This is a genomic window from Paenibacillus sp. FSL H8-0283 (genome assembly GCF_045040675.1).
Taxonomy (GTDB): domain Bacteria; phylum Bacillota; class Bacilli; order Paenibacillales; family Paenibacillaceae; genus Paenibacillus; species Paenibacillus amylolyticus.
This window is the reverse complement of sequence record NZ_CP150295.1, coordinates 3,995,922-4,020,588: the sequence shown is the minus strand read 5'-3', so window position 1 is coordinate 4,020,588 and position 24,667 is coordinate 3,995,922. Positions and strand designations below refer to the sequence as shown.

General features: G+C 45.2%; 27 protein-coding genes and 1 riboswitch. Of the genes, 25 read left to right on the top strand and 2 right to left on the bottom strand.

The annotated features are described in order from the left end of the window. Position 1 precedes the first annotated feature (1 nt). From MHI52_RS17970 to MHI52_RS17860, 23 genes are all read left to right on the top strand, one after another. Entirely contained in the window at positions 2-823 is an 822-nt protein-coding gene (locus MHI52_RS17970) for an Fpg/Nei family DNA glycosylase (RefSeq protein ID WP_100527375.1), read from the top strand. After that, entirely contained in the window at positions 813-1,661 is an 849-nt protein-coding gene (locus MHI52_RS17965) for a deoxyribonuclease IV (protein WP_405157387.1), read from the top strand. Before MHI52_RS17970 ends, MHI52_RS17965 begins: the two co-directional genes overlap by 11 nt. Positions 1,662-1,680: 19 nt before the next feature. Further along, positions 1,681-2,019, top strand: a complete 339-nt coding sequence (locus tag MHI52_RS17960; RefSeq protein WP_017688046.1) for a cyclic-phosphate processing receiver domain-containing protein — start codon at positions 1,681-1,683, stop codon at positions 2,017-2,019. Further along, positions 2,019-2,336: a thioredoxin family protein gene (locus MHI52_RS17955; protein WP_405157386.1), complete on the top strand. Its 318-nt coding sequence runs from the start codon at positions 2,019-2,021 to the stop codon at positions 2,334-2,336. Before MHI52_RS17960 ends, MHI52_RS17955 begins: the two co-directional genes overlap by 1 nt. Before the next feature lie 2 nt (positions 2,337-2,338). Then, positions 2,339-3,112 (top strand): ATP-binding cassette domain-containing protein, encoded by a 774-nt coding sequence (locus tag MHI52_RS17950; protein WP_253509533.1) that lies wholly within the window; start codon positions 2,339-2,341, stop codon positions 3,110-3,112. Between the two features lie 6 nt (positions 3,113-3,118). Then, positions 3,119-4,168, top strand: coding sequence for an SAM-dependent methyltransferase (locus tag MHI52_RS17945; RefSeq protein ID WP_405157385.1), 1,050 nt, complete (start codon positions 3,119-3,121; stop codon positions 4,166-4,168). Positions 4,169-4,396: 228 nt separating this feature from the next. Further along, on the top strand, positions 4,397-5,875 hold the full coding sequence (locus MHI52_RS17940) for a serine/threonine protein kinase (protein WP_405157384.1): 1,479 nt from the start codon (positions 4,397-4,399) through the stop codon (positions 5,873-5,875). Between the two features lie 24 nt (positions 5,876-5,899). Further along, the gene (locus tag MHI52_RS17935; protein WP_315372301.1) at positions 5,900-6,919 is read left to right on the top strand and encodes an SAF domain-containing protein; all 1,020 of its coding nucleotides are present in this window, start codon (positions 5,900-5,902) and stop codon (positions 6,917-6,919) included. Positions 6,920-6,995: 76 nt separating this feature from the next. Further along, positions 6,996-7,709 carry a hypothetical protein gene (locus MHI52_RS17930; protein ID WP_017688052.1) on the top strand — a complete coding sequence of 238 codons (714 nt, stop codon included), beginning with the start codon at positions 6,996-6,998 and terminating at the stop codon, positions 7,707-7,709. After that, the gene (locus MHI52_RS17925) at positions 7,706-8,536 is read left to right on the top strand and encodes a hypothetical protein (protein WP_405157383.1); all 831 of its coding nucleotides are present in this window, start codon (positions 7,706-7,708) and stop codon (positions 8,534-8,536) included. Before MHI52_RS17930 ends, MHI52_RS17925 begins: the two co-directional genes overlap by 4 nt. A 7-nt stretch (positions 8,537-8,543) precedes the next feature. Next, on the top strand, positions 8,544-10,370 hold the full coding sequence (locus MHI52_RS17920) for an ATPase, T2SS/T4P/T4SS family (RefSeq protein ID WP_405157382.1): 1,827 nt from the start codon (positions 8,544-8,546) through the stop codon (positions 10,368-10,370). After that, the gene (locus MHI52_RS17915; protein WP_405157381.1) at positions 10,360-12,426 is read left to right on the top strand and encodes a hypothetical protein; all 2,067 of its coding nucleotides are present in this window, start codon (positions 10,360-10,362) and stop codon (positions 12,424-12,426) included. Before MHI52_RS17920 ends, MHI52_RS17915 begins: the two co-directional genes overlap by 11 nt. Positions 12,427-12,488: 62 nt before the next feature. Next, positions 12,489-12,974: a hypothetical protein gene (locus tag MHI52_RS17910; protein WP_036673846.1), complete on the top strand. Its 486-nt coding sequence runs from the start codon at positions 12,489-12,491 to the stop codon at positions 12,972-12,974. A 16-nt stretch (positions 12,975-12,990) separates the two neighbouring features. After that, positions 12,991-13,389, top strand: a complete 399-nt coding sequence (locus MHI52_RS17905) for a hypothetical protein (RefSeq protein WP_405157380.1) — start codon at positions 12,991-12,993, stop codon at positions 13,387-13,389. Beyond that, on the top strand, positions 13,386-13,937 hold the full coding sequence (locus MHI52_RS17900) for a hypothetical protein (RefSeq protein ID WP_405157379.1): 552 nt from the start codon (positions 13,386-13,388) through the stop codon (positions 13,935-13,937). Before MHI52_RS17905 ends, MHI52_RS17900 begins: the two co-directional genes overlap by 4 nt. Beyond that, a complete protein-coding gene (locus MHI52_RS17895) occupies positions 13,924-14,907 on the top strand; it encodes a hypothetical protein (protein WP_405157378.1) in 984 nt (327 codons plus the stop codon). The genes MHI52_RS17900 and MHI52_RS17895 overlap by 14 nt, the downstream gene beginning before the upstream one ends. Before the next feature lie 138 nt (positions 14,908-15,045). Continuing rightward, positions 15,046-16,596, top strand: a complete 1,551-nt coding sequence (locus MHI52_RS17890; RefSeq protein WP_100527386.1) for an ABC-F family ATP-binding cassette domain-containing protein — start codon at positions 15,046-15,048, stop codon at positions 16,594-16,596. A 75-nt stretch (positions 16,597-16,671) separates the two neighbouring features. Then, positions 16,672-16,781, top strand: a riboswitch (TPP riboswitch). A gap of 226 nt (positions 16,782-17,007) precedes the next feature. Continuing rightward, positions 17,008-17,670, top strand: a complete 663-nt coding sequence (locus MHI52_RS17885) for a thiamine phosphate synthase (RefSeq protein WP_315372460.1) — start codon at positions 17,008-17,010, stop codon at positions 17,668-17,670. A gap of 17 nt (positions 17,671-17,687) precedes the next feature. Continuing rightward, complete coding sequence (gene thiO / locus MHI52_RS17880; RefSeq protein ID WP_405157377.1) at positions 17,688-18,860, top strand: glycine oxidase ThiO; 1,173 nt, start codon at positions 17,688-17,690, stop codon at positions 18,858-18,860. Next, positions 18,857-19,060 carry a sulfur carrier protein ThiS gene (gene thiS, locus MHI52_RS17875; RefSeq protein WP_036613636.1) on the top strand — a complete coding sequence of 68 codons (204 nt, stop codon included), beginning with the start codon at positions 18,857-18,859 and terminating at the stop codon, positions 19,058-19,060. Before thiO ends, thiS begins: the two co-directional genes overlap by 4 nt. A 2-nt stretch (positions 19,061-19,062) precedes the next feature. Continuing rightward, entirely contained in the window at positions 19,063-19,830 is a 768-nt protein-coding gene (locus MHI52_RS17870; RefSeq protein ID WP_076250623.1) for a thiazole synthase, read from the top strand. Continuing rightward, complete coding sequence (locus tag MHI52_RS17865) at positions 19,827-20,876, top strand: ThiF family adenylyltransferase (protein ID WP_036673838.1); 1,050 nt, start codon at positions 19,827-19,829, stop codon at positions 20,874-20,876. The genes MHI52_RS17870 and MHI52_RS17865 overlap by 4 nt, the downstream gene beginning before the upstream one ends. Before the next feature lie 119 nt (positions 20,877-20,995). Beyond that, a complete protein-coding gene (locus MHI52_RS17860) occupies positions 20,996-21,700 on the top strand; it encodes a winged helix-turn-helix domain-containing protein (protein ID WP_405157376.1) in 705 nt (234 codons plus the stop codon). A gap of 110 nt (positions 21,701-21,810) precedes the next feature. Here the strand turns inward: MHI52_RS17860 and MHI52_RS17855 are convergent, their stop codons facing one another. Further along, positions 21,811-22,311 carry a C40 family peptidase gene (locus MHI52_RS17855; RefSeq protein WP_405157375.1) on the bottom strand — a complete coding sequence of 167 codons (501 nt, stop codon included), beginning with the start codon at positions 22,309-22,311 and terminating at the stop codon, positions 21,811-21,813. 296 nt (positions 22,312-22,607) lie between these two features. Continuing rightward, positions 22,608-23,249: a thiamine diphosphokinase gene (locus MHI52_RS17850; protein ID WP_405157374.1), complete on the bottom strand. Its 642-nt coding sequence runs from the start codon at positions 23,247-23,249 to the stop codon at positions 22,608-22,610. Positions 23,250-23,431: 182 nt separating this feature from the next. Here MHI52_RS17850 and MHI52_RS17845 point away from each other — a divergent pair, with 182 nt between their 5' ends. Further along, positions 23,432-24,133, top strand: coding sequence for a trimeric intracellular cation channel family protein (locus tag MHI52_RS17845; RefSeq protein ID WP_074095468.1), 702 nt, complete (start codon positions 23,432-23,434; stop codon positions 24,131-24,133). Between the two features lies 1 nt (position 24,134). Further along, positions 24,135-24,605: a low molecular weight protein-tyrosine-phosphatase gene (locus MHI52_RS17840; RefSeq protein WP_340982292.1), complete on the top strand. Its 471-nt coding sequence runs from the start codon at positions 24,135-24,137 to the stop codon at positions 24,603-24,605. Positions 24,606-24,667: the final 62 nt, after the last annotated feature.

The following is a 24,667-nucleotide window of genomic DNA, read 5'->3' as shown; positions in this document are numbered from 1 at the left end:
GATGCCGGAACTACCGGAAATGGAAAATTACCGGACCTTGCTGTCCGAGAAAATACTTGATCTACTGATTACAGGTGTTGTAATTAATCGTGATAAAACGATAAATACGGAGCCTGATCTGTTTATCAATGAACTTACAGGTAATCGCATCATATTTGTTGAGCGCCGAGCGAAGCATCTGATTTTCCACTTGGCTAATGGTAAACGCCTGGTGCTGCACCTCATGTTGGGCGGTATGATTTTCTGGGGCACGGAACAAGAACGTCCTGATCGTTCCACGCAAGTGGAAATTCAGTTTGGCGATCACATTTTATTCTTCATTGGACTGCGCTTGGGTTATCTACATCTGCTTACTTCGAAAGAAACCGAAGAGGCGATGTCTGATCTTGGACCTGAACCTTTAGATCGACGGATGAATGTGGAACGTTTTGCTTCTCTGTTGAAAGGTCGCCGGGGTACGCTCAAGACAACATTGGTAAACCAGCATATCATTGCAGGGATTGGCAACTGTTATTCGGATGAGATTGCTTTTGCTGCCGGTCTGAGACCAAGCTCCAAAACGCAGAACATCGCGACTTCACCAGAGTTGACAGAGCGTTTGTTCCATTCAATGCAGTCCGTGTTGCGTGAAGCAGCTTCTGAGGGCGGTTATATGGAAATGCCGCTGATGCAAGGGGATACGAAGACAGGAAGTTTTGACGAGCAATGTCGCGTATACGATCGGGAAGGCGAGACTTGTCCGCGCTGCGGGGGAACGATTGAACGAGTGGAAATTACGGGCAAGAAGGCATTCTTCTGTCCGAAATGCCAGCATGAAGCCTAAAACCGGAATCGGGGCACATGTCAGCACCAGAGGCGGATTTCTTCAGGCAGCCAAGAGAGCACATGTGATGGGGGCAACGGCGTTTCAGTATTTTCCGAAGAACCCGCGTAGTCTTGGCCTGAAAAGTCTGGATCTCAAGGATGCTGAGCAGTGCAGGGATTGGTGTGAACAGCAGGGACTTGCTTCGATTGCACATTCACCCTATCCCACGAATCCGGCGTTGGGCATGACCCGTGGAGAGGCGGGGTTTCATGCTACAATAGCTTCTATTCGCAATGATCTTGAAATTTCGAATGCTTGCGGTTCTGTTGGGACGGTGGTCCATTTTGGACATATCAAAACAAACGATCCGCTGGAGGGTTATCAGAACCTCATTCATTGTCTGGATACCGCCTTGGAGAATTGGAATGGACACTCAAAGGTGCTGATTGAAAATCAGGCAGGTGATCATGGCCCGATGGGCACGACAATGGAAGAAATGATACAGATTCGCAAATTAAGCCGTTATCCGGAGCATATTGCTTTTTGTTTTGACACATGCCATGCTTTTGCTTCAGGTTTGTGGTCCTCAGGCAACGAAGCGGCGATGCTCGATAAGGGCAGGATGCTCGGATATTGGGATAATGTTGCTGCTGTACATTTTAATGATTCCAAATATGCGTCTGGTTTGTGTAAGGATAGACATGAGAGGATCGGACAAGGATATATCGGCAATGAATCAATGAAAGCATTGTTAAAGGCGACTGAGTTCCAAAATGCGGTTGTTGTGCTCGAGACAGAAACGGGCGAAGATGGAACGCACCGTGATGATATAGCGCTCATGCGTTCCTGGTTATAATGGGGAGAGGAGCGATTGTATGCATGTTTTTTTGGATGACTATCGGGCATGTCCGAAAGGATTTGTTCTTGCAACGAATGCTGAAGAGTGCCTGATGCTGCTAAGAGAAGGTGACGTGGACATTTTGTCTCTGGATTATGAGCTTGGTCCAGATTCGCCCAATGGCGGTGAGGTCGCGGCATCTATTGTACGAGAAGGTTTATTTCCGCGCGAGATCTATTTGCATACGTCCAGTATGTTTGGGAAACGCCAGATGTACGAGATGTTATATAGCAATAAACCGGATTCGGTGACCATTCATAATGGACCAATGACGGGTGAGGTCATGCTGCGTGTTGCCGCGGGAGAAGAAAGTTAATGAAGCCAATTACATCCAAAATGTTAATGCGCAGTGTATGGGAAGGCATGCCACAGGCTGTATTTATATATACCCCTTTATGTGGGACATGTGCGGCAGCCCGTCGTATGTTGGAGGTAGTAGAGCATATGCTGCCAGAAGGTATCTTATCCGAAATGAACATCCATGACATTCCTGAACTTGTACAACAATTTCGAATTTCAAGTGTACCAGCAGTGATGCTGTTTGACGGCCAGCAAGATGTTCCAAAAATGGTTTATCGGATGAGCTCTGTGGAGCATCTGCTCTCGGAGATCCGGAAGGCGGTGCTGAAATGAGTATAATCTCGATGGAACATGTCTCACTTAGACGAGAAGAGAATCAAATCTTGGATGACGTACATTTGCGCATTGAACAAGGCGAACATTGGGTTATTTTGGGTCGGAATGGTTCTGGCAAAACAACGTTGTTGGAAATGATGAACGGATATATGTTTCCAAGCCAGGGGCGCATTGAAGTACTTGGTAATCTGTATGGACAATGTGACGTCAGGGAAGTTCGTAAGGAAATCGGTTATATCAGCCAAACGTTGATTGAGAAACTCACACCAAGAGATCCGGTATGGGAGGTCGTCGCTACAGGAGCTTATGCTTTTTTGCGTTTTTATCAGACAATTCCGGATGAAGTAAAAGCAAAGGCAATGAGTTTGCTGGATGATATGGGCTTTGCCAACCTGGCCAACAACTCGCTGGGAATGTTATCCCAAGGAGAGCGCAAAAAAGTCATGCTTGCTCGTTCATTGATGGCTGAGCCAAAATTGCTGATTATGGACGAGCCTTGTGCCGGGCTAGACTTATATGAACGTGAGAAAATGCTGGCTGAGATTGATCGTCTGCGCCAGCGTAACATTACAGTTGTGTATGTAACACATCATGTTGAAGAGATCGTACCTTTATTTACACATGTGGCCTTGATCCGCGATGGACGTATTGCGGATCAAGGCCCCAAACATGAAGTTTTGACACAAGATACAATTAAGCATACGTACGATGTTCCGGTCGATATCCAGTGGGATAATGGTCGTCCGTGGATACGCGTACGTTCTGGAGGGTAACACAATTTGAGTACACAATCGTCTTGGGAAGAAGGCAACTTCTCCCGTTTTATCTGCACAGCCAATCATGGCTTTGCCCCTTATGCTCAGGAAGAGTTGCGCCGTACGTTTGGTGCGGTGAAGAGCACGGTACTCGTACCAGGAGAAATATTGCTTGCGGGTTTGCCTGTAGCCGACGAAGAAGTTGCAGATAAGCTGTGGGCAGAGTATCCAACGTTTTTACGTCATATTCAACCTGTTCAGTTTCAGGAGAATACTGAAGATTCGGAGCAGTCTATTGAGAAATTGATTGCATTTGTGTTGAATCATAAGGAACTGACCGGTACTCCTGTCGTGCTGCAGGTACGGAAGACAGAAGGGGCCTTTTGGCAAGAAAATGCAGCCTCATTGAAGCAACTGCTAACTGAAAAGCTGGATGAGCTAGGCTGTGAATGGGTTGTACGTGATGCTGAATATGTCATTTCTGTATTTGCAACGAATGATATGTTGTATGCTGGCATATCCAGACCTGAACAGAACCTGTCAGACTGGAGCGGGGGAGCCGTACGTTTTCAAAAAGAAGATGGGCAGATCTCGCGGGCCAAATTCAAATTGCTTGAAGCCGAGCAAACGTTTGGCATTGACTTTACTTCATTTCATAAAGCACTTGATATCGGCGCTGCACCAGGTGGATGGACTTCGTTCCTGCTTGAACGCGGGCTTGAAGTAACGGCGGTAGATCCGGCGAAGATGGACGCTACGCTGCTGGCATCACCAAAACTGACTTTTTTGAAGAAAAATGCAGGGGATGTGCGCTTCCGCGAAGGAGAGTTCGATCTGCTCGTATGTGATATGAGTTGGAGTCCGAAGCTGATGAGCCGACTTGTATCGGATCTTCTATATAGCCTTCAGCCGGGGGGGACAGCGATCGTTACCGTGAAGTTATTGCATAAAAAGCCGCTCGCACTCATTAAAGATGTGATTGATACGTTTGAGCGTTCGCGGATGCAGATTCAACGTTCAAAGCAGTTGTTCCATAACCGGGAAGAGATTACACTTTATATGGTCAAATATTAAGAGCTCTAGCCTTGATTAAAGCTGTTAAAGGTATTATGAAATTGATTCGATTAAGCTCATTAAATTTTGTGCTTTACAATCTATTCCTGCCTGTACTATAATGATACCAATATTAACCATAACAAACCTGAGGGAAAGCATCCCGAAGCGAACAAAATCGGATTATCCGGTCTGTTCTACTTCGGTGAAGCTTTCCCTTTTTTGTTGTGTAATGAAGGAGGAATTGATATGAGACATCCGGCCAGGCTGGAACGCGGAAGCCTGCTGGGAGGTAGATATCGTATCGTATCCATTCTGGGAACAGGCGGAATGAGCCATGTATATGAGGCGGAGGATCTGAAGTTGCCGGGCAAGATATGGGCAATTAAAGAAAGCGTAACGATTATGCCATATGAAGGCAGTATGGAGACGGAGGCCGCTCTTCTGACATCACTTCGCCATCCAAGATTGCCGCAAATTGTTGATTTTTTTGTCCCGGATGAAGATGGGTACACGTACTTGGTGATGGAATACATCGAAGGGCTAACGCTCAGTGAGTATTTCAAGCAGTGCCGCGGGAAGATCCCGATGGAGCAGTTAACGGAGCTGATGCTTCAATTGCTCGATGTGTTGAGTTATCTGCATAATCTGAATCCACCTGTCATCTATAGGGATCTGAAACCATCAAACATTATGATCACGCCGGAACATGAAGTAAGATTAATTGATTTTGGCATCGCCAGAAGTTACAAACCGCAAAGTGCTGAAGATACCGTTAAGTTGGGAACCGCTGGTTTTGCCGCTCCAGAACAGTATGGCGCGGGTCAGACCGATGCGCGTTCAGATCTATATGGACTCGGAGCATTGCTACTGTATCTTATGACAAGTGGTGCGTATACGGAATGGATTCAGGGTGTGGAAAGCTCTATCCGGAGTGATGTTCCGCGGACATACATCCCTGTGGCGAGAAGACTGTTAAGGTATAATGCCGAAGAGCGATTCCAATCTGCCGATGAGGTGCGGAAGGAACTGCTCCGAATACCCGGCGGAACAACGCCTGGTGGAGATACAACGATGACCTTGAATGGGGGAACAAGAGTTATTGCCTTGACTGGTGCTTCATCTGGTGTAGGGGTTACCCATACGGCTATAGCTATCAGTCATTATCTCGAAAGGCAAAACTTCAAAGTAGCTGTGATTGAAATGTCACCTCGCTCTCAATCCTTTGCAAGGATTCAACAAATCGCTCAAGCGGGTAAACCGGTGCCAGCAGGCAGACAGTTTGCAGTCGATGGTGTGCATTATTGGAAACAATCCGGGCGAGCGGATATTTTGTCTTTGCTTGGGGGGAGTTATCAGTTCATCGTGATGGATCTCGGTAGTGGTCAGGATCAGAACCGGCTGGAAGAATTCCTGCGTGCAGATCTACCTATTGTTATAGGCTCAGGTGCCGAATGGAGACAGGCGGAGATTGGTGCTTTTGTTCGATCACATCATCGGTATCCACGAGAGAAATGGATATATTGTCTGCCCCTGGCAGCAAGTGAGGCTGTTCAGCGCATTCGTAAAGCTCTGGATACATCGAGTGTATATGGTCTGCCGTTACATATTGATCCTTTTGACAAGGACGCACAGATGGATAAAGTGTTTTCACATATTTTAATGCATATGATGGCACAGCAGCCCAAGAAACGTTCATTCTTTTCAAGAAGGAAAGTACATGATTAGAAGATTACGAAAGGAGAGCCTCTTTTGTCTAAATTAAGAAAACAAAGCCGTCAACTGATCTATGCCGGACTTATCGGAGCAGGAGCTGTAGGGTTGGTGTTTGGAGGATATGTTATTTACAATGTCAAAACGATGGGGGATGTCAGGTCAGCTGTAGAAGCCCGTTATTTATCGGCATATGAGGAAAAGGAAGCTGAATTAAAGCAACAATGGGATTCGGGAGCACAAGGATGGGTTACGATTCGGGATATTGAAGCAGGTGAACCGATATTACCGGAGGATCTGAAGCTCATTGCTGTTCCGGATGCACAAGCACCGCGAAACCTCTGGTCCAGTACCAAGCAGATGGAAGGCCAAGTGGCCAAAATAGAGTTGAAAAAAGGAACAGCCATTACCACCGAGATGGTGTATGAGGATGTACCGGCTCCTCCCGATTTAAGAAATCGAGAGCTGCAAGTTGTATTACTGCCGTCCTCACTTGTTAAGGGAGATATTATTGATGTTCGTATTCAATTCCCTACCGGACAAGACTATGTTCTCTTATCGAAGAAAAAAGTGGAACGACTCAATGCAGCTACCTTATGGATTACGATGACGGAGGAAGAAATTCTGTCACTCTCAAGTGCAATTGTAGATGCCTATTTACATAAAGCTTCAATCTATGCCTTAACCTATGTAGAACCACAGTTTCAGACACCTGCAATCGCGACGTATCCTGCCAATTCAGAAGTGTTAAAACTGCTGGAGAGTGATCCGAATATTGTTCGACGAGCCGAGCAGGAGTTATCCAGACAGGTGCGAAGTTCGCTTGAAAGTTCACTGGCCGCTTCCATGACAGCACCGTCAAAAGGGGTTGAACAGGATGTGGCACAATCCTCAGTTACATATAACAGTCGTCCATCAGCCAATAATCCGGCAACGTCGGATGGAGTGATGTGGAATGATGGTTCAGGAAACGGAGCAGGAGCTAATCCTGGAAGCGTAAATGATCCTGCTGAAGCTTTACAAACAGAACAGCAGAGCTTGCTAACGGGTGGAGAATAGAGCGAAATCTGAGGTTTACTTTAGAATAATTCAGATAACAAGGAGTTTTAGAAAAAAGAAAGGAGCTGTAACATCTATGCATACATGGATCTTTGCGGGTTTATGTGAGAAGAATGATCTGATGCTGTATCTTTGCAAGATACTGGCTTCGACAGGCAACAAGGTTTTGCTCGTAGATGGAACCTTACAGCAGAAGTATGGGTACGGTGTAGGTGACAGTCAGCAGTCTTTGCGAATTACGGAATTTGAAGGATTTGATATCGCTTGTCATTTTGTTACTTCAGCAGCAGTAGAGAATCATCTTGAAGTAAATGGCGAGCGATTGGATAGTTATGACTATGTGTTATATGACATGGAGACCTCACATTTTGCTTCACGTAATCTCTGGCTAACCGCTGATGTAAGAGTCTGGGTGAGTGATTATGAGCGTTACAATCTGGAACGTGGCAAGGGCTGGTTGAAGCGGTTGCTTGAAGAACAGTCATTACCTGGTGAGCTGTCATTTCAGCGGCTCTTAATTAACGGGGTTGACTGCAAGCTTGAAGCTCGTTATCTATGGGCGTATCTGGAAGGCAGTCCATTTGTGTGGACAGGAGAATCCTTAGTGCTTCCGTGGGATGAGTTAACAGCTGCGGTTAAGCTTGAGAATGAGCATCATCGCCGAGTTCATCTTGGACCTCTGTCACGAAATTACAAAAAATCGTTGTGTCGCGTGGTCGAGCAGTTAACAGGTTGGGAAAGTGTTCGCAGTCGCCGTGCGATGAAAGAAGCAGAGAGGATGAGAGCATGAGCACCATTACCTTTTGGAGCCCTTTTGCAGGAACAGGTTGCACTTCAAGCACATTAATTAGTGCTTATGCGATGGCACTTCACTATAGGACAAGAGTGTTACTTGTTAATGCAGGCCTTGCCGGAACTGGCACAGAAGCTGCTCTACCATCCAAAGATACGGATTCAGCGGATTTTATGTTCTCCTTTGAAGAGGGTGGCTGGGATGCGATTGAACGGCTGCATTCGAGCGGCAGTCTGAATAAGCACAATCTCAGGGATTATACCAAGCCACTTCTGAAGGAAAGACTTGATTTCCTAACCGGAAGAATTGATGAGATGGAACGTTCCCCGCAGGAACATGGTGAGACTGTGAAAAAGCTGCTAAATGTAGCTAACGAGTATTATGATCTGGTTCTTCTGGATGCGGATCATGCTGGTGTTGATTCACAGCTCAAGCTGCAACAGGCGGACTATGTTGTAATTAATCTAGATCAAAATATGCGAAATCTGGAGTTGTTCTTTGAAAAGATCCTGCCAGAACGAATGAACAATAAGAATATACATGTTGTCATTAACAAATACGATTCGCATTCCCGTGCAACGCTTTCCAATATTCGGCGCCAGTTCAGATACAAAGGCACGATATCTGCGATACCGTACACAACCGGATACCTGGATGCAATGAATCGGCGAGATGTCGCTAGATACTTGCAGTTGGAAAGTTTGACTGAGGATAAGGATATTCGTAAAGGGAGTTTTGCTGCAAGCATGAGCGAACTCGCTCGCCTGATTATGGACGGTGCAGGTATGCGCACAGTTCTGAAGAGGCTGGAAAGGGGAGCCTGAACCTCCGATGCTCTGGAATACCATATGGATAAGTTTGATTTTGATTCTGTGCCTGACTTATATCTGGTTCAAGTATAGAACGTTTCTTCGTGAAAAGAATGCTCGTGTTCCTGAACAGGAATCATTCACGATTGACATGTTGATTGAGAAGGTGAAGAACTCACTTCATGAGCTTAGTCATAGTCAGCTCGCGGATGCGGGTCTGCATGAAGAAGAATATCGTCGAAGAATTAATCAACGTGCCGAGATGAGAAAAGCACTGAAGGGCTGTGTCTCAGGCAGTATCAGCGACAAAACGTATGTCAAAAATCTGATAGGGGATCTCCTGACCCGAAGCATAGGGCTGAACAAATCAAATGTAGATGAAGTTATTTTGTTTGCAGAACCAGATTTGCTGACGATCCAGGACCGATTCGAAATTGTATTTTATCTGTACCGACAGCAATTCGGTGTGGATGCACTCTCCCGAATGATTGATACCTACGATCTTGGCAGACTGAGAATGGAGGAAGGTACGGACGATGGAGGAAGTTATTATATTTCTGAGGAGGATATTCAGTATGTGTTCGAGTGCGAATATCGAGAGCTTGGATTCAGAGAAAAGACGGATATCATCGTGCAACGTATCTACCAACATTATAAAGGATTCTCGGTTGTTGATGAGATAAGGGACCAACGTATTGACGGCGTTAGTGGTGGTGTTAGCGGTATGCTTGATGCTGTTCATAATATGGGACTTCGAAAACCGGCATCATGGAATGATTTGCTGGATCAAGGACTGGAGGATGATGCACATGAAGAACCGCTCAGCGGCATGGAAAGTGTCTGGATTTTCTATAAAGGTAAGTCCATTCATCTATCCTTTCTGTCATTCGGAAGCATCCGTGAACTGAAAAGGGTATGCCAGAATATATACAAATACAATTATCCCGGACAGTTGTCGGAAGCAAGTGGATACAAAGTGAATGAGATGAAAGACGGCTCTCGTGTCGTTGTGGTTCGTCCTCCTTTTGCAGAATCGTGGGCGTTCTTCGTCCGGAAGTTCGATATTCCGAATGCTTCACTTGAACAGTTAATTACGGGTAACAACGCAGATCTGCCAATTACATTGCTTCAATACCTGATGAAAGGAAGCCGGATTACAGCTGTAACCGGTGCACAGGGTTCTGGTAAAACGACGTTGCTTATGGCTATGGTCAAACACATCTATGCATCGTACACCCTTCGGGTGCAGGAGATGGCGTTTGAACTTCAATTAAGACGGATCTATAGCAGACGTAATATTTTGAGTTTCCGAGAGACTGAACACATTTCAGGTCAACAAGGGCTTGATTTGCAGAAAAAAACGGATGGTACCGTCAATATACTCGGTGAGGTTGCGAGTGATGAGGTGGCCGCATGGATGATTCAAATGTCTCAGGTTGCCAGTCTGTTCACCCTGTTTACCCACCATGCCAAAACGTTTCGTGATCTGGTCTTCTCCCTCCGAAATTCCTTGCTCAAGACAGGTATGTTCCAGCATGAGCATATTGCTGAGGAGCAGGTTGTGAGTGTAATCAACTTCGATGTTCATATGAAGAAAGATGCTGAGGGACGAAGATATATCGAACGAATTACGGAGTGTCTTCCTCGTGCGAATCAAGGTGATAGCGTGGAAGAGAGGGCAGGGTTTTCATTTCATAATGTTGTGGAGTACAGAGATGGAGCGTATGTTGCAACAGCTCCAATCTCCTCTGGAAGCATGGTGGATATGCGAGACCAGATGACATTACAGGATGCCGAGAAATTTGAACTGTTTATGAAGCAACACTGGGGTGATCAGCATGACAATTAAATGGATTCTGCTCCTCGTATTAAGTATTTGTGCAGGGGGTTTGCTGATTACACTTCTCGTTTTAAGTATGTTACGTCACAGAGGAGGTGGTTCAACAAGTCAATCCGGCGTGATTTATGCTCCTAGCGGGAAGGGATTCAAAGGACTGGGATCAATCTTATTGCAGTCCTACCGTCTTGGAATGAAAGTGCCATTGCTATCAGCTTATATTCTACAGGTGCAGAAACGTATTTCATTCCGCCATGTTGGGGATGAGCCCTCACTTCGTAGGCTGACGATGACAGTGGTTCTAATTATTCTTGGAGGTTATGGAGGCATAAGTGTCATTCTGTTTCTTCTGCAGCCGGGTATCGCTTTTGTAATACTGTCCGTGCTCTGTGCTGTGGTACTAAACAGCCTGGTATTGGATATGTGCCTTAGTCGTATGGAGAAAAGGTTGCTGGTGCAGATGTTGGATCTCTTTGCAGATGTAAGGCATCGGTATCATCAGCATGGCATGGTTGAGGAAGCGCTCTATGAAGCCGCTGAAGCAGGTACAGGAGAAGCAGCAGAACAAGTAAGACTGATCTACGAAGCTCTAACTTCTCCAGATCCGAATGAAGCACTTGAGCGTTATTATGAAGTGGCTCCTAACCGTTTTCTCAAAGGATTTGCCGGCGTTTCCTATATGGTTATGGAGTTTGGGGATAAGGACAGAGCACAAGGCTCTATTTATCTTAAAGGACTTGGTAACCTGACTCAGGAGATTCATCTGGAGATTTTGCGGCGTGATAAATTGGATTACCTGCTCAAAGGACTTAATATCATCGCGCTAGCTCCGGTATTGTTCACCGCTCCGATCGAACGTTGGGCTAGAGTCAGTTTCCCAACGATGGATGAATTTTATCGCAGCAAAATCGGTTTTGTTACCAAAATATCCATCTATGTGATCATCATCCTTGCTTATTTGCTTCTGCAAAGGCTCCAGCAATACGATGAGACACGTTACCGCTCAGGGCATAAACATTCATGGTTGGATCATTTACTGTACAAGCAAATCTTCATACGGAAATTGGCGATGTTGTTTGCGGCGAAACCTGGCAGTACACAGTACAGCCAAACGATACGGCTCATGAGGGAGAGCAGCTCAGAGTTGAAATACGAATGGCTTGCCATTCGTCGAGTGTTGTTATTCGCAGGTTGTTTGGTCCTTACAATGGGTTGCATCTTGCTGTTGCACCAGGTTGAACGTAACCACATCTTGTATGATCCAATCCGCGATGATCGAATGTTTGGTGCAATGGCTGAAACGGATCTCAGGAAAGCTGAGGAAAAAACAACGTTGGATCAATCCGTTCTGGAAAGTGTAGAAATGAACCGAGGAGCTACATACGAAGAAGTCTCCAAAGCGTTACAGCAGTTATCTCCAGTTCAGTTAGACCATGATACCCAGAATGAGACGATCACGCGCATTATGCAGAAACTTGAGGTGTATAACAAGCAATATGTACGCTGGTGGGAAATGATTATAGCCATTCTCATGGGTGCAGCGGGGTACTACATGCCCGTATGGCTTATGTTATTTCAGCGGAAAATGCGAAGGTTGGATATGCGACATGAAATATATCAATTCCAGACAGTGATTTCCATTTTGCGTGAGATGGACCGTATGTCAGTTGAAGAGATATTGGAATGGCTTAATCGATTTGCCGTCATTTTCAAGCGCCCGCTACAAAAATGTTTGTTGCATTTTGAACATGGACCAGAGCTTGCACTTGAACAATTAAAGGAAGAGGCGGGCTTGCCCGAGTTCCAGCGACTGGTTGATAAATTACAGCTTGCCCTTGGCAAAATCTCAATACGTGAAGCCTTCGATGATCTCGAAAGCATGATGGCATTTTATTTTGAACAACGCAAGCAGGAGTACAGCAAAATGATAGATGTCAAAGCATCATGGGGCAGAACCATTGGATTTACACCTATGTACGCCCTTATCTTTTTGTATCTGGTTATTCCATTGGTCGGTATGAGCTTCTTACAGATGAACATTTATTATGAGCAAATTCAGAAACTGTAGCACAATTCATCTGTGTGACAGTCTGAAATAGTTTAATAACTTATAACTTGGGAGGATTTATCATGAACAATGCATCAAGTGCTTTAAAGGTGGCAGCAGGGATATTCTTAACAATCGCTTTGATCACAATTGTAGTTCTGTTGTTTATTTCGGCTCAGGAGGCAACCAAGACGGCCCAGAACAATTTTGCTGATATCCAAACCGAGTTGTCCCAGGCTGCATTTACGGTATATGACGGAACAACCATCAGTGGATCACAGGTAACGAATGCGCTGCGTAAATATGCGGACAAGGACCAGTTCGGTATTCAAGTTATTACAGGTAAAAATAAAGCGGGTCAATGGTACGGCAATCAATTAAACATTTCACAGGATCTCAATAATGCTGACTACGGCTCGGTTATTGCACCCGACGATAAAGTGGGGATTATTAACCAGACCATGAGTGAAAAAGAAAATCAATATGTCAATCCAAGTGGTAAATTCAAAGCCATTATCGTAAAAGACCGATCGAACGTGGTAAGAGGGCTGATCTTCCAGCAATCCTGACAGGAGTTGGTTTAACATGTCCCGGAATACACAGCATCTCATGTTGTTTTGTACGGCGGTTGTCCTGTTTGTGACAGCCTGCCTGTACGGGCAACAGAATGTTAAGATTTTATCAACTTCATTGAATAACAGAGTACAGACAACAGCAGGTATGGAAGGTCGGCTGACAACAACATTGCATACCACCAAACCGGATCAGTATAAGGGCGCAGAAGTATTGCATACCGTGAGGCAGATGACAGGCACAGGCATTCCTGTGGAGGTAGATGGAACTTCGTATGTGATTGATCCACTTGTCAGCAAAACAGCGACGATTCCTGTCCAGCTCGATGCCACCTACAGACCAGAGTTTATACGAAATGAATCTGGAGAACTGCTCAAGATTGTTTTTTGGAAGGAGGCGAGTGTGAATTGATTAATGCCGCATCCAAGCTGCTTGCCGTATTGCTCGCAGTCCTTCTGCTCTATGTGTACCCAGCTGCTGAAACAGCCGATCGGCAGGATGATATAGCACGTATGACGGCTGTTCAAAATGTAACACGTTTTGTCGATGCTGTCCGAACGAAAGGATATATTTCACCTCGAATGTTGGCTGAGTTGGAGGAGCAACTGGCCCAGACGGGCAATGTGTATGAGGTGTCGATGGAACATTTACATAAGAAATATGTACCTCACTATACAGACCCGATGGACAATAACAGTTTTAACGGGACCTATGAGGTAGTACAGGATGGATATTATGCAGCTCAGATTCGAGAAAGACTATTCCCATCCTCAGGTGTGATACCGGTTGATGATCCTGGCCGAAGATATACGTTGACGACAGGGGATTTTTTCACCGTGACGCTCCAAAATACAAATCGTACACCTTCCATGCTCATTCGTGAATGGTTGAGTGGTACGGCTCAGGCTTCAGCAGTATTTGTAACATACGGAGGTATGGTCCTCAATGAAGATTACTGAGCTATCCATTGTATTCGTGCTGATCTTCTTCCCGCTCTTCTGGATCATCTCACTCCATACCCAAGATGCCGAAGAGGCTCAATATCTTGGTCATCGATACAGATCTGCACTTCAAACTGCAGTCATGGATGCAGGTGCAGTGATGCATCAGAATGAGAAACAAAATGATGAAGCAGGTTATGATTCAACCAAATTTGTTAAAGCCGATAAGGAGCTTGCCTTGTTGACATTTACGCAGACGATGGCTTTGAATATGGGGATTCAGGATGATCCCGCAGCTATTCGAAACATGTTTAATTACATTCCTGCCGTACTTATTCTGGATTATGACGGCTATTATATGTTGTCCACAGAAACAGAGTTGACAGGTAACCTTGAAGATTCTTTCAGGCGAGTATGGAGCCCCAAGAAACCTTATACATATTCAGATTCTAATGGTAACAGTATTAACTTTACACTGGACGACTACGTATATGCCTACGACGCAAGTGCAGGGAAATGGATTGAGGGATTTCAAAAAGAACTGGCTTCAACCACACAGATCCCTTTACTTCAGAATACCAGCGTATTTGAGCAAGTTAGACAAAGCCGGATTGTGACTACTGTGCAGGATAATCTGGCTGATGTGATTAACCGCCATAATGAGTTTGCCAGAAAGAACGGTATTTCCTATACGTTTACGATGCCCCTGATTGCGCAGGAAGATTGGTACAACTCCATAAATGATACAGGGATTATGGCCTTTATCCAAGGTATAGGTGTGGGTGACCAGAAGATCAACAATTATGCGATCGGTGGAGGCAGACTTGTGAAGAAAACGGCCATCGTAGGTGGGGTAGATCCTTTAACGGGTATCAAGTACTACTATCCCTCCACATGTGGTAATGGTTACCGTGCTGAAGAGGTGTTTACAGACGCAAAACAAGCAGCTGCACAAGGCTATTTCGAATATAAATGCTCTAATCGTTAGGGTAGCCTGTATGACAAAATCATGTAAGAGGTTCCTGAACTGTTTACATTACTTTCAGAAAAGACGGGACCTGTGCTAGAATAGGGTTTCGGAACAATAACAAAAGTAATGTCTAATAGATAGGAGCAACCTCATCTTATGAGTTTATTGTCAGTAGAGAACGTAAGTCACAATTTTGGAGATCGCACGTTATTTAAAAATGTATCGTTTCGTTTACTTGCCGGAGAGCGCGTAGGACTTGTTGGTGCCAATGGTGTGGGTAAATCCACATTAATGAACATCCTTACCGGTAAATTGCTTAAAGATAGTGGAAAAGTGGAATGGACACCCAAGGTCCGTTATGGATATCTGGATCAGCACACAAAGCTTACCCCAGGCAAAACTATTCGTGACGTTCTTAAGGATGCATTCCTTCCGTTGCTTGAATTAGAAAAAGAAATGATGAATATTACGGACCAGATGGCAGATGCAGATCCAGATAAGCTGGAACAGTTGCTGGAAGAGATGGGCGATATTCAGGAACAACTGGAACAGGGCGACTTCTATCTGATTGACGTAAAAGTGGAAGAGATGGCCAATGGTCTTGGTTTGTCTGCAATTGGTCTTGATCGAGATGTCGCAGCTCTAAGTGGTGGACAACGTACCAAGGTGCTTCTTGCTAAGCTTCTGCTCGAGAAACCTACAGCTCTTTTGCTGGATGAGCCGACCAACTATCTGGATGTAGAACACATTGAATGGTTGTCACGTTACCTGAAGGACTACCCGCACGCGTTTCTGTTAATCTCCCATGACACGGAATTCATGAATGAAGTCGTAAATGTCATTTATCATTTGGAATTTGCCAAATTAACGCGATATGCAGCGAACTATAACAAGTTCCTTGAGATGGCTGATATGAATAAAGCCCAGCATATTGATGCGTACGAGAAACAGCAAGAGTACATCAAGAAACAGGAAGATTTCATTCAGCGTAACAAGGCACGTGCTTCAACTTCTGGTCGAGCGAAGAGCCGCGAGAAGCAGCTGGATAAGATTGATCGAATTGATCGTCCAGATGAAGCGGCCAAACCAACGTTCAAATTCAAGGATGCCCGTGCGAGCAGCAAAACGGTCTTTGAGGGTATTGATTTTGAAATTGGATATACGTATCCTTTGCTACCTAAAATGACAATGACTATTGAACGTGGTGAGAAAATTGCCATCGTAGGCTGTAATGGTGTGGGTAAATCGACACTGCTGAAGACGATCTTGGGAAGAATATCTCCACTCAGTGGAAAGACTTTCTTGGGAGATTATCTCGAAACGGCCTATTTTGAGCAGGAAGTTCGAGCTGGGAATATCACGCCGATTGAGGATGTCTGGAATGAGTTTTCACATTTGACCCAGAATGAAGTCAGGGGTCATCTCGCTCGCTGCGGGTTGAAAAATGAGCACATTACCCGTCCGCTTAACATGCTGAGTGGTGGAGAGCAAGCCAAGGTTCGTTTATGCAAACTCTTGATGCGTGAAAGCAACTGGATTCTATTCGATGAGCCGACGAACCATTTGGATGTCACAGCTAAAGCTGAGTTACAGCGTGCCTTGCAAGAATTCAAGGGAACGGTGTTGCTGGTATCTCATGAACCTGATTTCTACGAGGGTTGGGTTACCAAAACATGGAATGTTGAAGAATGGTCTGAGAAAAACTAGACAATTCAAGCAACGCTTAATAGAAATGAACGGTGACAAAAAAATCCTTCTATGGTAACATAGGCTACAACTTCATATGAACACTAGGGGGGCCGCACGATGTGGCTGAGATGGAAGAATGCGATTCCGGACCCTTTGCACCTGATCTGGATCATACCAGCGTAGGGAAGTGGCGAGCGCGTTTCAGTGAATGACGTGAGCAAACGGCAATTCGAAAGAATTCAACCGTCTTGCTTAGTAAATTGAAACATGCAGTTGCGTGTATAACGTTATGGCTATAAGGTCTATAGCTTTATTGCACGAAATGAACTGTATGTATCAGTCAGTCATCTGGTCCTATAATTAATACGCAGCCACTCCCCTACGGGAGTGGCTTTTTTGTGTTTTCATAGCATTCACGCATGGAAGGAGATGAAAAGTACGGTAATTTCTCATGAACGTGTACACGGATCATTTGAACTGCATGTTGTATCTACGGGTGTAGGGAATCAAGCATCTTTTGTAAAAGCTGCAAAGGACGTTTGGCCATGGGTGGACTACATCCATATACGAGAGAAACAACTCTCGTGGCAACAAAAGATCGGTTGGGCTGAAAGTCTGCGTGGTGTTGGCGTTCCGTCTTGTCGCATCGTTATCAATGGTTCAGAACTGCCACCACAGAATGACATCTATGGCGGTGTACATTGGGGGCAAGAGGCTATACGTAACTACAACCCTGCTGTTATAAGCAATGTCCAGCGAATTCGTCTGGGTGTATCTGTTCATTCAATCGATGAGGCAAAAATCGCTGAAGAACGGGGAGCCGATTACCTTTTCTTCGGGCATGTCTACTCAACCAACAGTAAGCCTGATCTTGAACCAAGAGGATTATATGCTCTGGCTGAAGTGTGCTCTGGTGTCTCCATTCCTGTCATGGCGATTGGGGGCATCGAACCGGGAAACATTCACGCTATTCGCTCTGCAGGCGCACAGGGAGTCGCTGTGATTTCGAATGTATGGGCGAGCGATTCCCCGGATCGGGCCGCTGAATCATTAAGGCAGGCTATCGTTGCTACAGAAAGTTTGAGCCGCTGAATCAAGGAGATGAGAGGATGAAAAAGATCATTACTGATAGACCGGATAAGATTTATGCAGAAACGATTATTGTAGGCGGAGGCGTTGTTGGATGTGCCATTGCGTATGAGCTTGCTTCCCGTGGACAGGATGTGCTGTTACTGGAGCGTTCGGCGATTGCAGGAGGGACTTCTTGCGCAGCGGCTGGGATGCTGGCAGCAGACAGTGAGGATTTTGCTCATCCTTTGATGGCTAAGCTTGCCAGGCAGAGCAGGCAGTTACTTATCGAGCAACAGGTGCTAATGGCTACACTCAGTGAGGTAGAGACTGGTCTGCAACGCCAGGGATTCCTAACTCCTTTTCGTTCATACAGTGAATTAAGTAGTTATAAGGACAATCGGAAGTCTGCGTTGTCTGCTTCTGCTGATGAGGTGTGGTGGGACCGTTCCGTTGTGCAACAGGAGGCATCATGGCTTAACAGAGATACGTATGGAGCCTACTACAGACCTTACGAGAGTGAGATTCTTCCAGTCCATCTAACGAAGGCATATGCTGAATCCGCTCAAGCATTGGGAGCACGGGTTATGGAGGACATACAGGATATACGTGTGCAAGCAAACGAACACGGCGTGCAGGGGATCACCACATCGATCGGTGAGATGAAATGCAAACATGTCATTATAGCGGCTGGATTACAGAGTGAAGAGTTGATGAGACATGTGAATCTGAGCTTGCCTGTGTGGTCGGTAAAAGGTGAAATAGCCGCCGTTCAGTTCTCAGATGAACATGCAGGGTACAGACCTGATAGAACGGTGTATGCAGAGGATATCTATATTGTTCCCAAAGCCAATGGAGAGGTTTGGCTTGGGGCAACCAGTCTGCCAGGCAGAACGGATTTGAACGTTTCTGTACAGGGTGTTCAGAAGCTGCTAACAGCGGCTACCCACTGGGTGCCTGGGATGAAGGAAGCACAATTTATACGAGCGTGGGCAGGCGTAAGACCGGCAACTCCTGATGGACTGCCTTATATAGGTGCTTGCAAGAGTATACCCGGGTTGTTTGCCGCCTTTGGACATTACCGCAACGGTATCTTGCTTAGTGCGATAACAGGTAGGCTTATCGCTGAGTTGCTCGCTGGCAAAAGCTCAGAAGAACTCGGAATTGAGGCGCTGAGCCCTGAGCGATTGAACAGAAAGGGAGTGGTGCAGTGAATATCATCGTTAATGGTCAACGGATGGAGATTGAAGACAGATTGAATCGTGTGGATAAATTACTCCAATCTTTTGATTTGCAAGTCAAGACTGTAGTTGTAGAGCTGAACAAGCATATTTTAACCCGTGAGTATCATGAAACGACGGCATTAAGAGAAGGCGATCGAATCGAGATTGTACATTTTGTAGGAGGCGGTTGATGATGTTGAACATTGGTAAATATACGTTTGAGTCCAGATTGTTGCTTGGAACAGGCAAGTTTTCGGATCTGGAAGTGCAAAGTCAGGCTGTGGAAGCATCTGAAACGGAAGTTTTGACCTTTGCTGTTCGTCGTCTGAATCTGGAAGAGCGTAACCAGAAGCATTTCCTGGATACGTTGGATCTGGATAAATACACACTTCTTCCGAATACGGCAGGGGCTTCCACTGCGGAAGAGGCGGTGCGGATTGCCGAGCTTGCGCGGGCTTCAGGACTTTGTGATATGATAAAAGTCGAAGTCATCGGAGATGGAATGACGTTACTCCCAGATCCGATTGAAACGTACAAGGCTTGCGAAATTTTGCTGGAAAAGGGCTTCACGGTATTGCCTTATATTTCGGATGATGTCATTCTGGCCAAAAGGCTACAATTACTTGGCGTACATGCTGTAATGCCTGGCGCTTCTCCCATCGGAGCTGGTAGAGGTATCATCAATCCATATAACCTTGAGATCATCATTGAGCAGGCCGTTGTACCTGTAATTGTTGATGCAGGATTACGCTCCCCAAAAGATGCTGCTTATGCGATGGAACTTGGGGCCGATGGCGTATTGTTAAATACAGCCGTATCCGGATCAGGGGATCCAGTGAGCATGGCTAAAGCGATGCGATTGGGGGTAGAAGCGGGTAGATTGGCATATGAGGCAGGCATGATTCCCGTAAAGCGTTATGCAGCAGCCAGTAGTCCGGTGGAAGGAATGGTTCATACATGACAGATCAATTAACATCTTCCGAGCAGGCCGATCGTTATTCCAGACAGGAACGGTACGCGCCACTTGGTAAGGAAGGCCAGGCCAGATTAAAGGGCAGCAGAGTTTTAATTGTAGGCGCTGGCGCACTTGGAACAGGAATTGCAGAAACGTTAGTTCGTTCAGGAGTCGGACACTTAACGATTGTGGATCGTGATTATGTGGAGTGGAGTAACCTGCAGCGGCAGCAATTATATGTAGAACAGGACGCGCTTGAGCGGATACCGAAGGCAATGGCGGCGGAAAAACGTTTATCTGCCATTAATTCCACGGTTCATGTGGAAGGGAAAGTGTTGGACGTCAGAGTAGATGAGTTGGAAGAACTCGTTCAGCATACAGACTTGATCATGGATGCAACGGATAATTTTGATACCCGACTACTCATTAACGATATGGCACAGAAGCACGGTATTCCCTGGATTTATGGTGGATGCGTAGGTAGTTATGGTATTACCTATACGTTTATGCCCGGAGATACGCCATGTTTAAATTGTTTGCTGGGTGAAGTCCCTCTGGGTGGAGATACCTGTGATACGTCTGGCATCATACCTCAAGCGGTACAGATGGTAACAGCGAATCAGACCGCAGAGGCGATGAAGTTACTTAGTGGCAATGCAAATGCATTGAGACGTAAGTTATTGTCATTTGACGTGTGGAGGAACGAATACATATCCATCAATGTGGATGGTGCGAAAAAGAAAGACTGTCCTTCCTGCGGTACTTCGGCAACGTATCCATATCTTTCTGCGTCCAATCTGGAGAAAACCGATGTGTTGTGTGGCAGGGACACCGTTCAGATCCGACCTGCACGGCGCATGAATCTGGATCTTCAACAAACAGCGGAACGTCTGGATAGACTTCAAGAAGGAAAAGTGGAATCCAATCCGTTTCTGGTTTCTTTTACAACAGGAGTCCATAGAATGGTTATTTTCCAAGATGGACGTGTCCTCGTACACGGAACAAAAGACACAGCTGAAGCACGTACGCTCGTCCATCGCTACTTTGGTTAAAGCAAGAAAGAAGCAAAGTCTGTTCCCTTGAGGGAATGGACTTTTTCATTTTACGGCATGCTATCTGTACCAACCATTGCTGCGAGCGGTGGGGATAGAGACAGGCCGGGTGAAAAAGAGTGAAAACAGCCATTTTGCTGATTGGAGCAGGAGAGCAGGTCAGCCTTATTCAGGATGTTTTATGTAGCGAAGGGTATGAAGTGCAACGAATGGAGTGGTCCGAACTTAACCAATCCGTCGAGCCTTCGTTGTTGCATATTAACCTGATCATCCTGGTAGACCGAAGTGAAGGGGAAGCACATCATGACCACGATCAGAAATTAGAGTTGAAACGATGGATAGATAAAGGTCAGGTTGTACCTCTACTGGTTATCACGTCTAACGCATCTCCTCAATTCATCGTGGAATGGCTGGATTACGGAGCTAATGATGTAATGGAGGAACCCGTTCACTTGAACGTGATGCTCGCCAGAATACGAAACTTATTGCGTGTTTTTGCGAATGTAACACAAGAGGGTGAAGAAGTAATTGTAGTTCATGATCTTAAAGTGAATTTGCGTTCAAGACGGGTAAATCGTGCGGGTGAATACCTGACATTAACACCAAAAGAGTACGAATTGCTGGAATTTCTGGCCCTGCATGTGAATGAAGCATGTACCCGGAGTGATATTTTGCGGGAAGTATGGGGATATGAGTATGCGATGGATACCAACGTTGTGGATGTATATATCAAACATCTGAGGGTTAAGGTGGATAAGGGAAGAAGTGTGAAACTGATTCATACTGTGCGTGGGATCGGTTATATGTTGCATGATAAAAATTAGATTACTAGGTTAGTTCCATGAATCACCAGTTTAAAGTGTGGCAAAAAGAGGGTAAAAATAAAAGACCGGATAATAAACCCCGGTCCTTACTCATTAGCTATAATGTGAATCTAAAGTACACGACGAGCTTTAACATACGTTCTCTTCCAAGTACCAGAGTCCAGATCAGAGAGGGTTACGCCTGGAGATCCGTACGTATGCAGAATCTTACCATTTCCCGCATAAACGCCTACGTGAGTGACATTGGAACCGGTAGAACGGCTACCACTGGAGAAGAAGACCAGGTCGCCGACACGCAGATTAGCTTTGGACACAGCTGTGCCTTCTTTGGATTGTTTCACGGAAGTGCGCGGCAAGTCTACACCATACTTTTTGAAAATATATTTCATAAAAGAAGAGCAGTCAAAAACTTTGGTTGTTGTAGTTGAAGCACCAAATTTATATGGAGTTCCAGTAAATTGTTTACCATAGTTAACAATCTGTTGACCTGTGGATACAGAAGCAGTTGCTGCCTGTGCAACAGGTGCGTTAGTCATTAATACAGCTCCAAAACCTAGTGTAGCGCACAACCCGACGGTTACGGCCTTTTGGACAAAGATGTTTGTTTTCATGTTAGTTAGTACCTCCAAAATTCGTTTTCGTTAAGTTGCTAGAGCGAGTATAACAGCTTTGTAACAGCCTAGAAATTGGATAGGGGAGTGTAATCCCTTGCGCCACAATGGTTTGGGTATGTTTATTAAAATATGATTAAAAATGTCAAAAAATTAATCATTGACGAATGAAGAATAATGATGAAACAACAAAGACCCTTGAATATCAAGGGTCTTTGTTATGTGTAAACCTATTTTCTTCATTGAATCACTGGTTACAAAAACGTAATAAATAACTATAAAGCATACGAGTAGATTCAATCTTTGCTCTGAATAATCAGTAATAAGCCGCTATCGATATTGACTGTACCGGAGGAGCCTAAGAGCTGGTTGCTTACACCCAAGGATTGTCCCATGCGTATGGTGGCTTGATCTAGCGGATACATAAAACCATCTAGAGTTATTCCTGTAACTTCATGAGTCAAGGGGAGCAGAGAAACATATTTATAGTCACGGTGCTCAACCACAGCTTTGGATGTGGTCAGTGTCATGTAGTTGTGCTTGTCCTGAATGGCACAGGAGATATGATGCTGCATCGCGCGAACCATGATATGTACATTGGCGAGTGTGTGATCCATACGCGTACCTGTAGCACCTAACATTAAGATGTGAGAAGGTTCGTAATCTAGCGCTGTCTCAAAAGCCATTTCTGTATCAGTAAGATCTTTATGAACAGGGTCACATGTAATGAATCGAATGCTATTGTTACTTACAATGATACGTTCCTCTTCATTAATGGAGTCGAAGTCACCAACTGAAATGTGTGGCTGAATGCCGTGTTCAATTAAAAATAATGCACCGCGATCGGCCGCGATGATCATATCATCTTCTCGTATTTCCTGAAGTAATTCTACAGATAAGTTTCCGCCTGTAAAAATAACAATCCGTTTCGCCGTCATTTTCTTTCATCCTTCCTAATTCAGAGAAAAATAGTTCCTAGTCCAAACATAATGTTGGAACCTGCACAAATATATTCACCAAACCAGTATAATCCACAAAATGTGGTTGCACAATTTAAGTGCTCGCGGATACAATGGGTAGAGCGACATGGAGATGACTTGAAAAGTGAGGTTTGAACAGGTTGGACTTACACATTTTTGAAGTATTCAGCATTATAGGCACTATCGCATTTGCAATGTCCGGTGCCTTCGTGGCAATGGAAGAGGAGTATGACATTCTGGGTGTACTAGTGCTTGGACTTGTCACCGCATTCGGAGGCGGGATTATCCGGAATGTACTTATAGGTATACCTGTAACGACATTATGGAGTCAGGGATCACTTATTATGTTAGCCTTAGTATCTGTAGCAGTTGCGTTTATATTGCCTCTCAAGTGGATTAGTCACTGGAAGCGAACAGAGGCGTTATTTGATGCAATCGGACTTGCAGCATTTGCAATTCAAGGGGCACTGTACGCGGCGAACATGGGACATCCTATTAGCGCAGTTATCGTTGCAGCAGTAATGACCGGTATTGGTGGGGGCGTTATTCGTGATGTGCTCGCTGGACGTAAACCGCTTGTATTGCGTGATGAAATCTATGCTGTATGGGCAATGACAGCCGGTTTTGTCATAGGTATGGGTTGGTTAACAACGAATACCGGATTATTGCTAGGTTTCGCGGCCGTTGTGTTTTTCCGGATGTGTTCTGTACATTATAAATGGAAACTGCCACGTCGTTCGTTGGTGCCATCTGAGACGGGCAACGTCAGTCCTCAGCCGGAGAGCATTGTGACACAGCCAACATCGTCGGTACTTCAAGGTACGTTAAGCAAGGGGGATTAATATGATTAATGTTTTGTTTGTATGTCTGGGCAATATATGTAGATCACCAATGGCTGAAGCCGTTTTGCGTCACAAAGTCCTGGAGAAGGGGCTTGAACACCAGATTCGTGTGGACTCAGCGGGAACAGGGGACTGGCACGTTGGTAAACCTCCGCATGAAGGAACTCGAAAATTGCTGGATTCGTACCAGATTTCTTATGCCAACATGGCAGCAAGACAGTTCGACAGCGAAGACTTTACTCAATTTGATTACATTGTGTGTATGGATAATTCCAATGCAGATAATGTGCGCAACGTTCCAGGCGGAGCTGAGGCGGACATCATCAAGTTCATGGACATGCTTCCCGAGGAAAAACTCAGAGAAGTACCTGACCCATATTACACAGGCAATTTTGAAGAGGTGTACGAGCTGGTTAACGCAGGCTGCGATGTTCTGTTGAGTAAGATTGAAGCGGAACATTCCTTAGCCTAAAAAGCAAACAAAATTCATGCTTAATTTGTAATTCGATAAAGAAGCAGGATTAGAGCACTTAA

Excerpts from the sequence above, each read along its gene's own strand:
- MHI52_RS17970 (WP_100527375.1), top strand. The coding sequence starts at position 2 with ATGCCGGAACTACCGGAAATGGAAAATTACCGGACCTTGCTGTCCGAG.
- MHI52_RS17965 (WP_405157387.1), top strand. The coding sequence starts at position 813 with ATGAAGCCTAAAACCGGAATCGGGGCACATGTCAGCACCAGAGGCGGA.
- MHI52_RS17960 (WP_017688046.1), top strand. The coding sequence starts at position 1,681 with ATGCATGTTTTTTTGGATGACTATCGGGCATGTCCGAAAGGATTTGTT.
- MHI52_RS17955 (WP_405157386.1), top strand. The coding sequence starts at position 2,019 with ATGAAGCCAATTACATCCAAAATGTTAATGCGCAGTGTATGGGAAGGC.
- MHI52_RS17940 (WP_405157384.1), top strand. The coding sequence starts at position 4,397 with ATGAGACATCCGGCCAGGCTGGAACGCGGAAGCCTGCTGGGAGGTAGA.
- MHI52_RS17930 (WP_017688052.1), top strand. The coding sequence starts at position 6,996 with ATGCATACATGGATCTTTGCGGGTTTATGTGAGAAGAATGATCTGATG.
- MHI52_RS17925 (WP_405157383.1), top strand. The coding sequence starts at position 7,706 with ATGAGCACCATTACCTTTTGGAGCCCTTTTGCAGGAACAGGTTGCACT.
- MHI52_RS17920 (WP_405157382.1), top strand. The coding sequence starts at position 8,544 with ATGCTCTGGAATACCATATGGATAAGTTTGATTTTGATTCTGTGCCTG.
- MHI52_RS17915 (WP_405157381.1), top strand. The coding sequence starts at position 10,360 with ATGACAATTAAATGGATTCTGCTCCTCGTATTAAGTATTTGTGCAGGG.
- MHI52_RS17910 (WP_036673846.1), top strand. The coding sequence starts at position 12,489 with ATGAACAATGCATCAAGTGCTTTAAAGGTGGCAGCAGGGATATTCTTA.
- MHI52_RS17905 (WP_405157380.1), top strand. The coding sequence starts at position 12,991 with ATGTCCCGGAATACACAGCATCTCATGTTGTTTTGTACGGCGGTTGTC.
- MHI52_RS17895 (WP_405157378.1), top strand. The coding sequence starts at position 13,924 with ATGAAGATTACTGAGCTATCCATTGTATTCGTGCTGATCTTCTTCCCG.
- MHI52_RS17890 (WP_100527386.1), top strand. The coding sequence starts at position 15,046 with ATGAGTTTATTGTCAGTAGAGAACGTAAGTCACAATTTTGGAGATCGC.
- MHI52_RS17885 (WP_315372460.1), top strand. The coding sequence starts at position 17,008 with ATGAAAAGTACGGTAATTTCTCATGAACGTGTACACGGATCATTTGAA.
- thiO (WP_405157377.1), top strand. The coding sequence starts at position 17,688 with ATGAAAAAGATCATTACTGATAGACCGGATAAGATTTATGCAGAAACG.
- MHI52_RS17870 (WP_076250623.1), top strand. The coding sequence starts at position 19,063 with ATGTTGAACATTGGTAAATATACGTTTGAGTCCAGATTGTTGCTTGGA.
- MHI52_RS17865 (WP_036673838.1), top strand. The coding sequence starts at position 19,827 with ATGACAGATCAATTAACATCTTCCGAGCAGGCCGATCGTTATTCCAGA.
- MHI52_RS17855 (WP_405157375.1), bottom strand. The coding sequence starts at position 22,311 with ATGAAAACAAACATCTTTGTCCAAAAGGCCGTAACCGTCGGGTTGTGC.
- MHI52_RS17850 (WP_405157374.1), bottom strand. The coding sequence starts at position 23,249 with ATGACGGCGAAACGGATTGTTATTTTTACAGGCGGAAACTTATCTGTA.
- MHI52_RS17840 (WP_340982292.1), top strand. The coding sequence starts at position 24,135 with ATGATTAATGTTTTGTTTGTATGTCTGGGCAATATATGTAGATCACCA.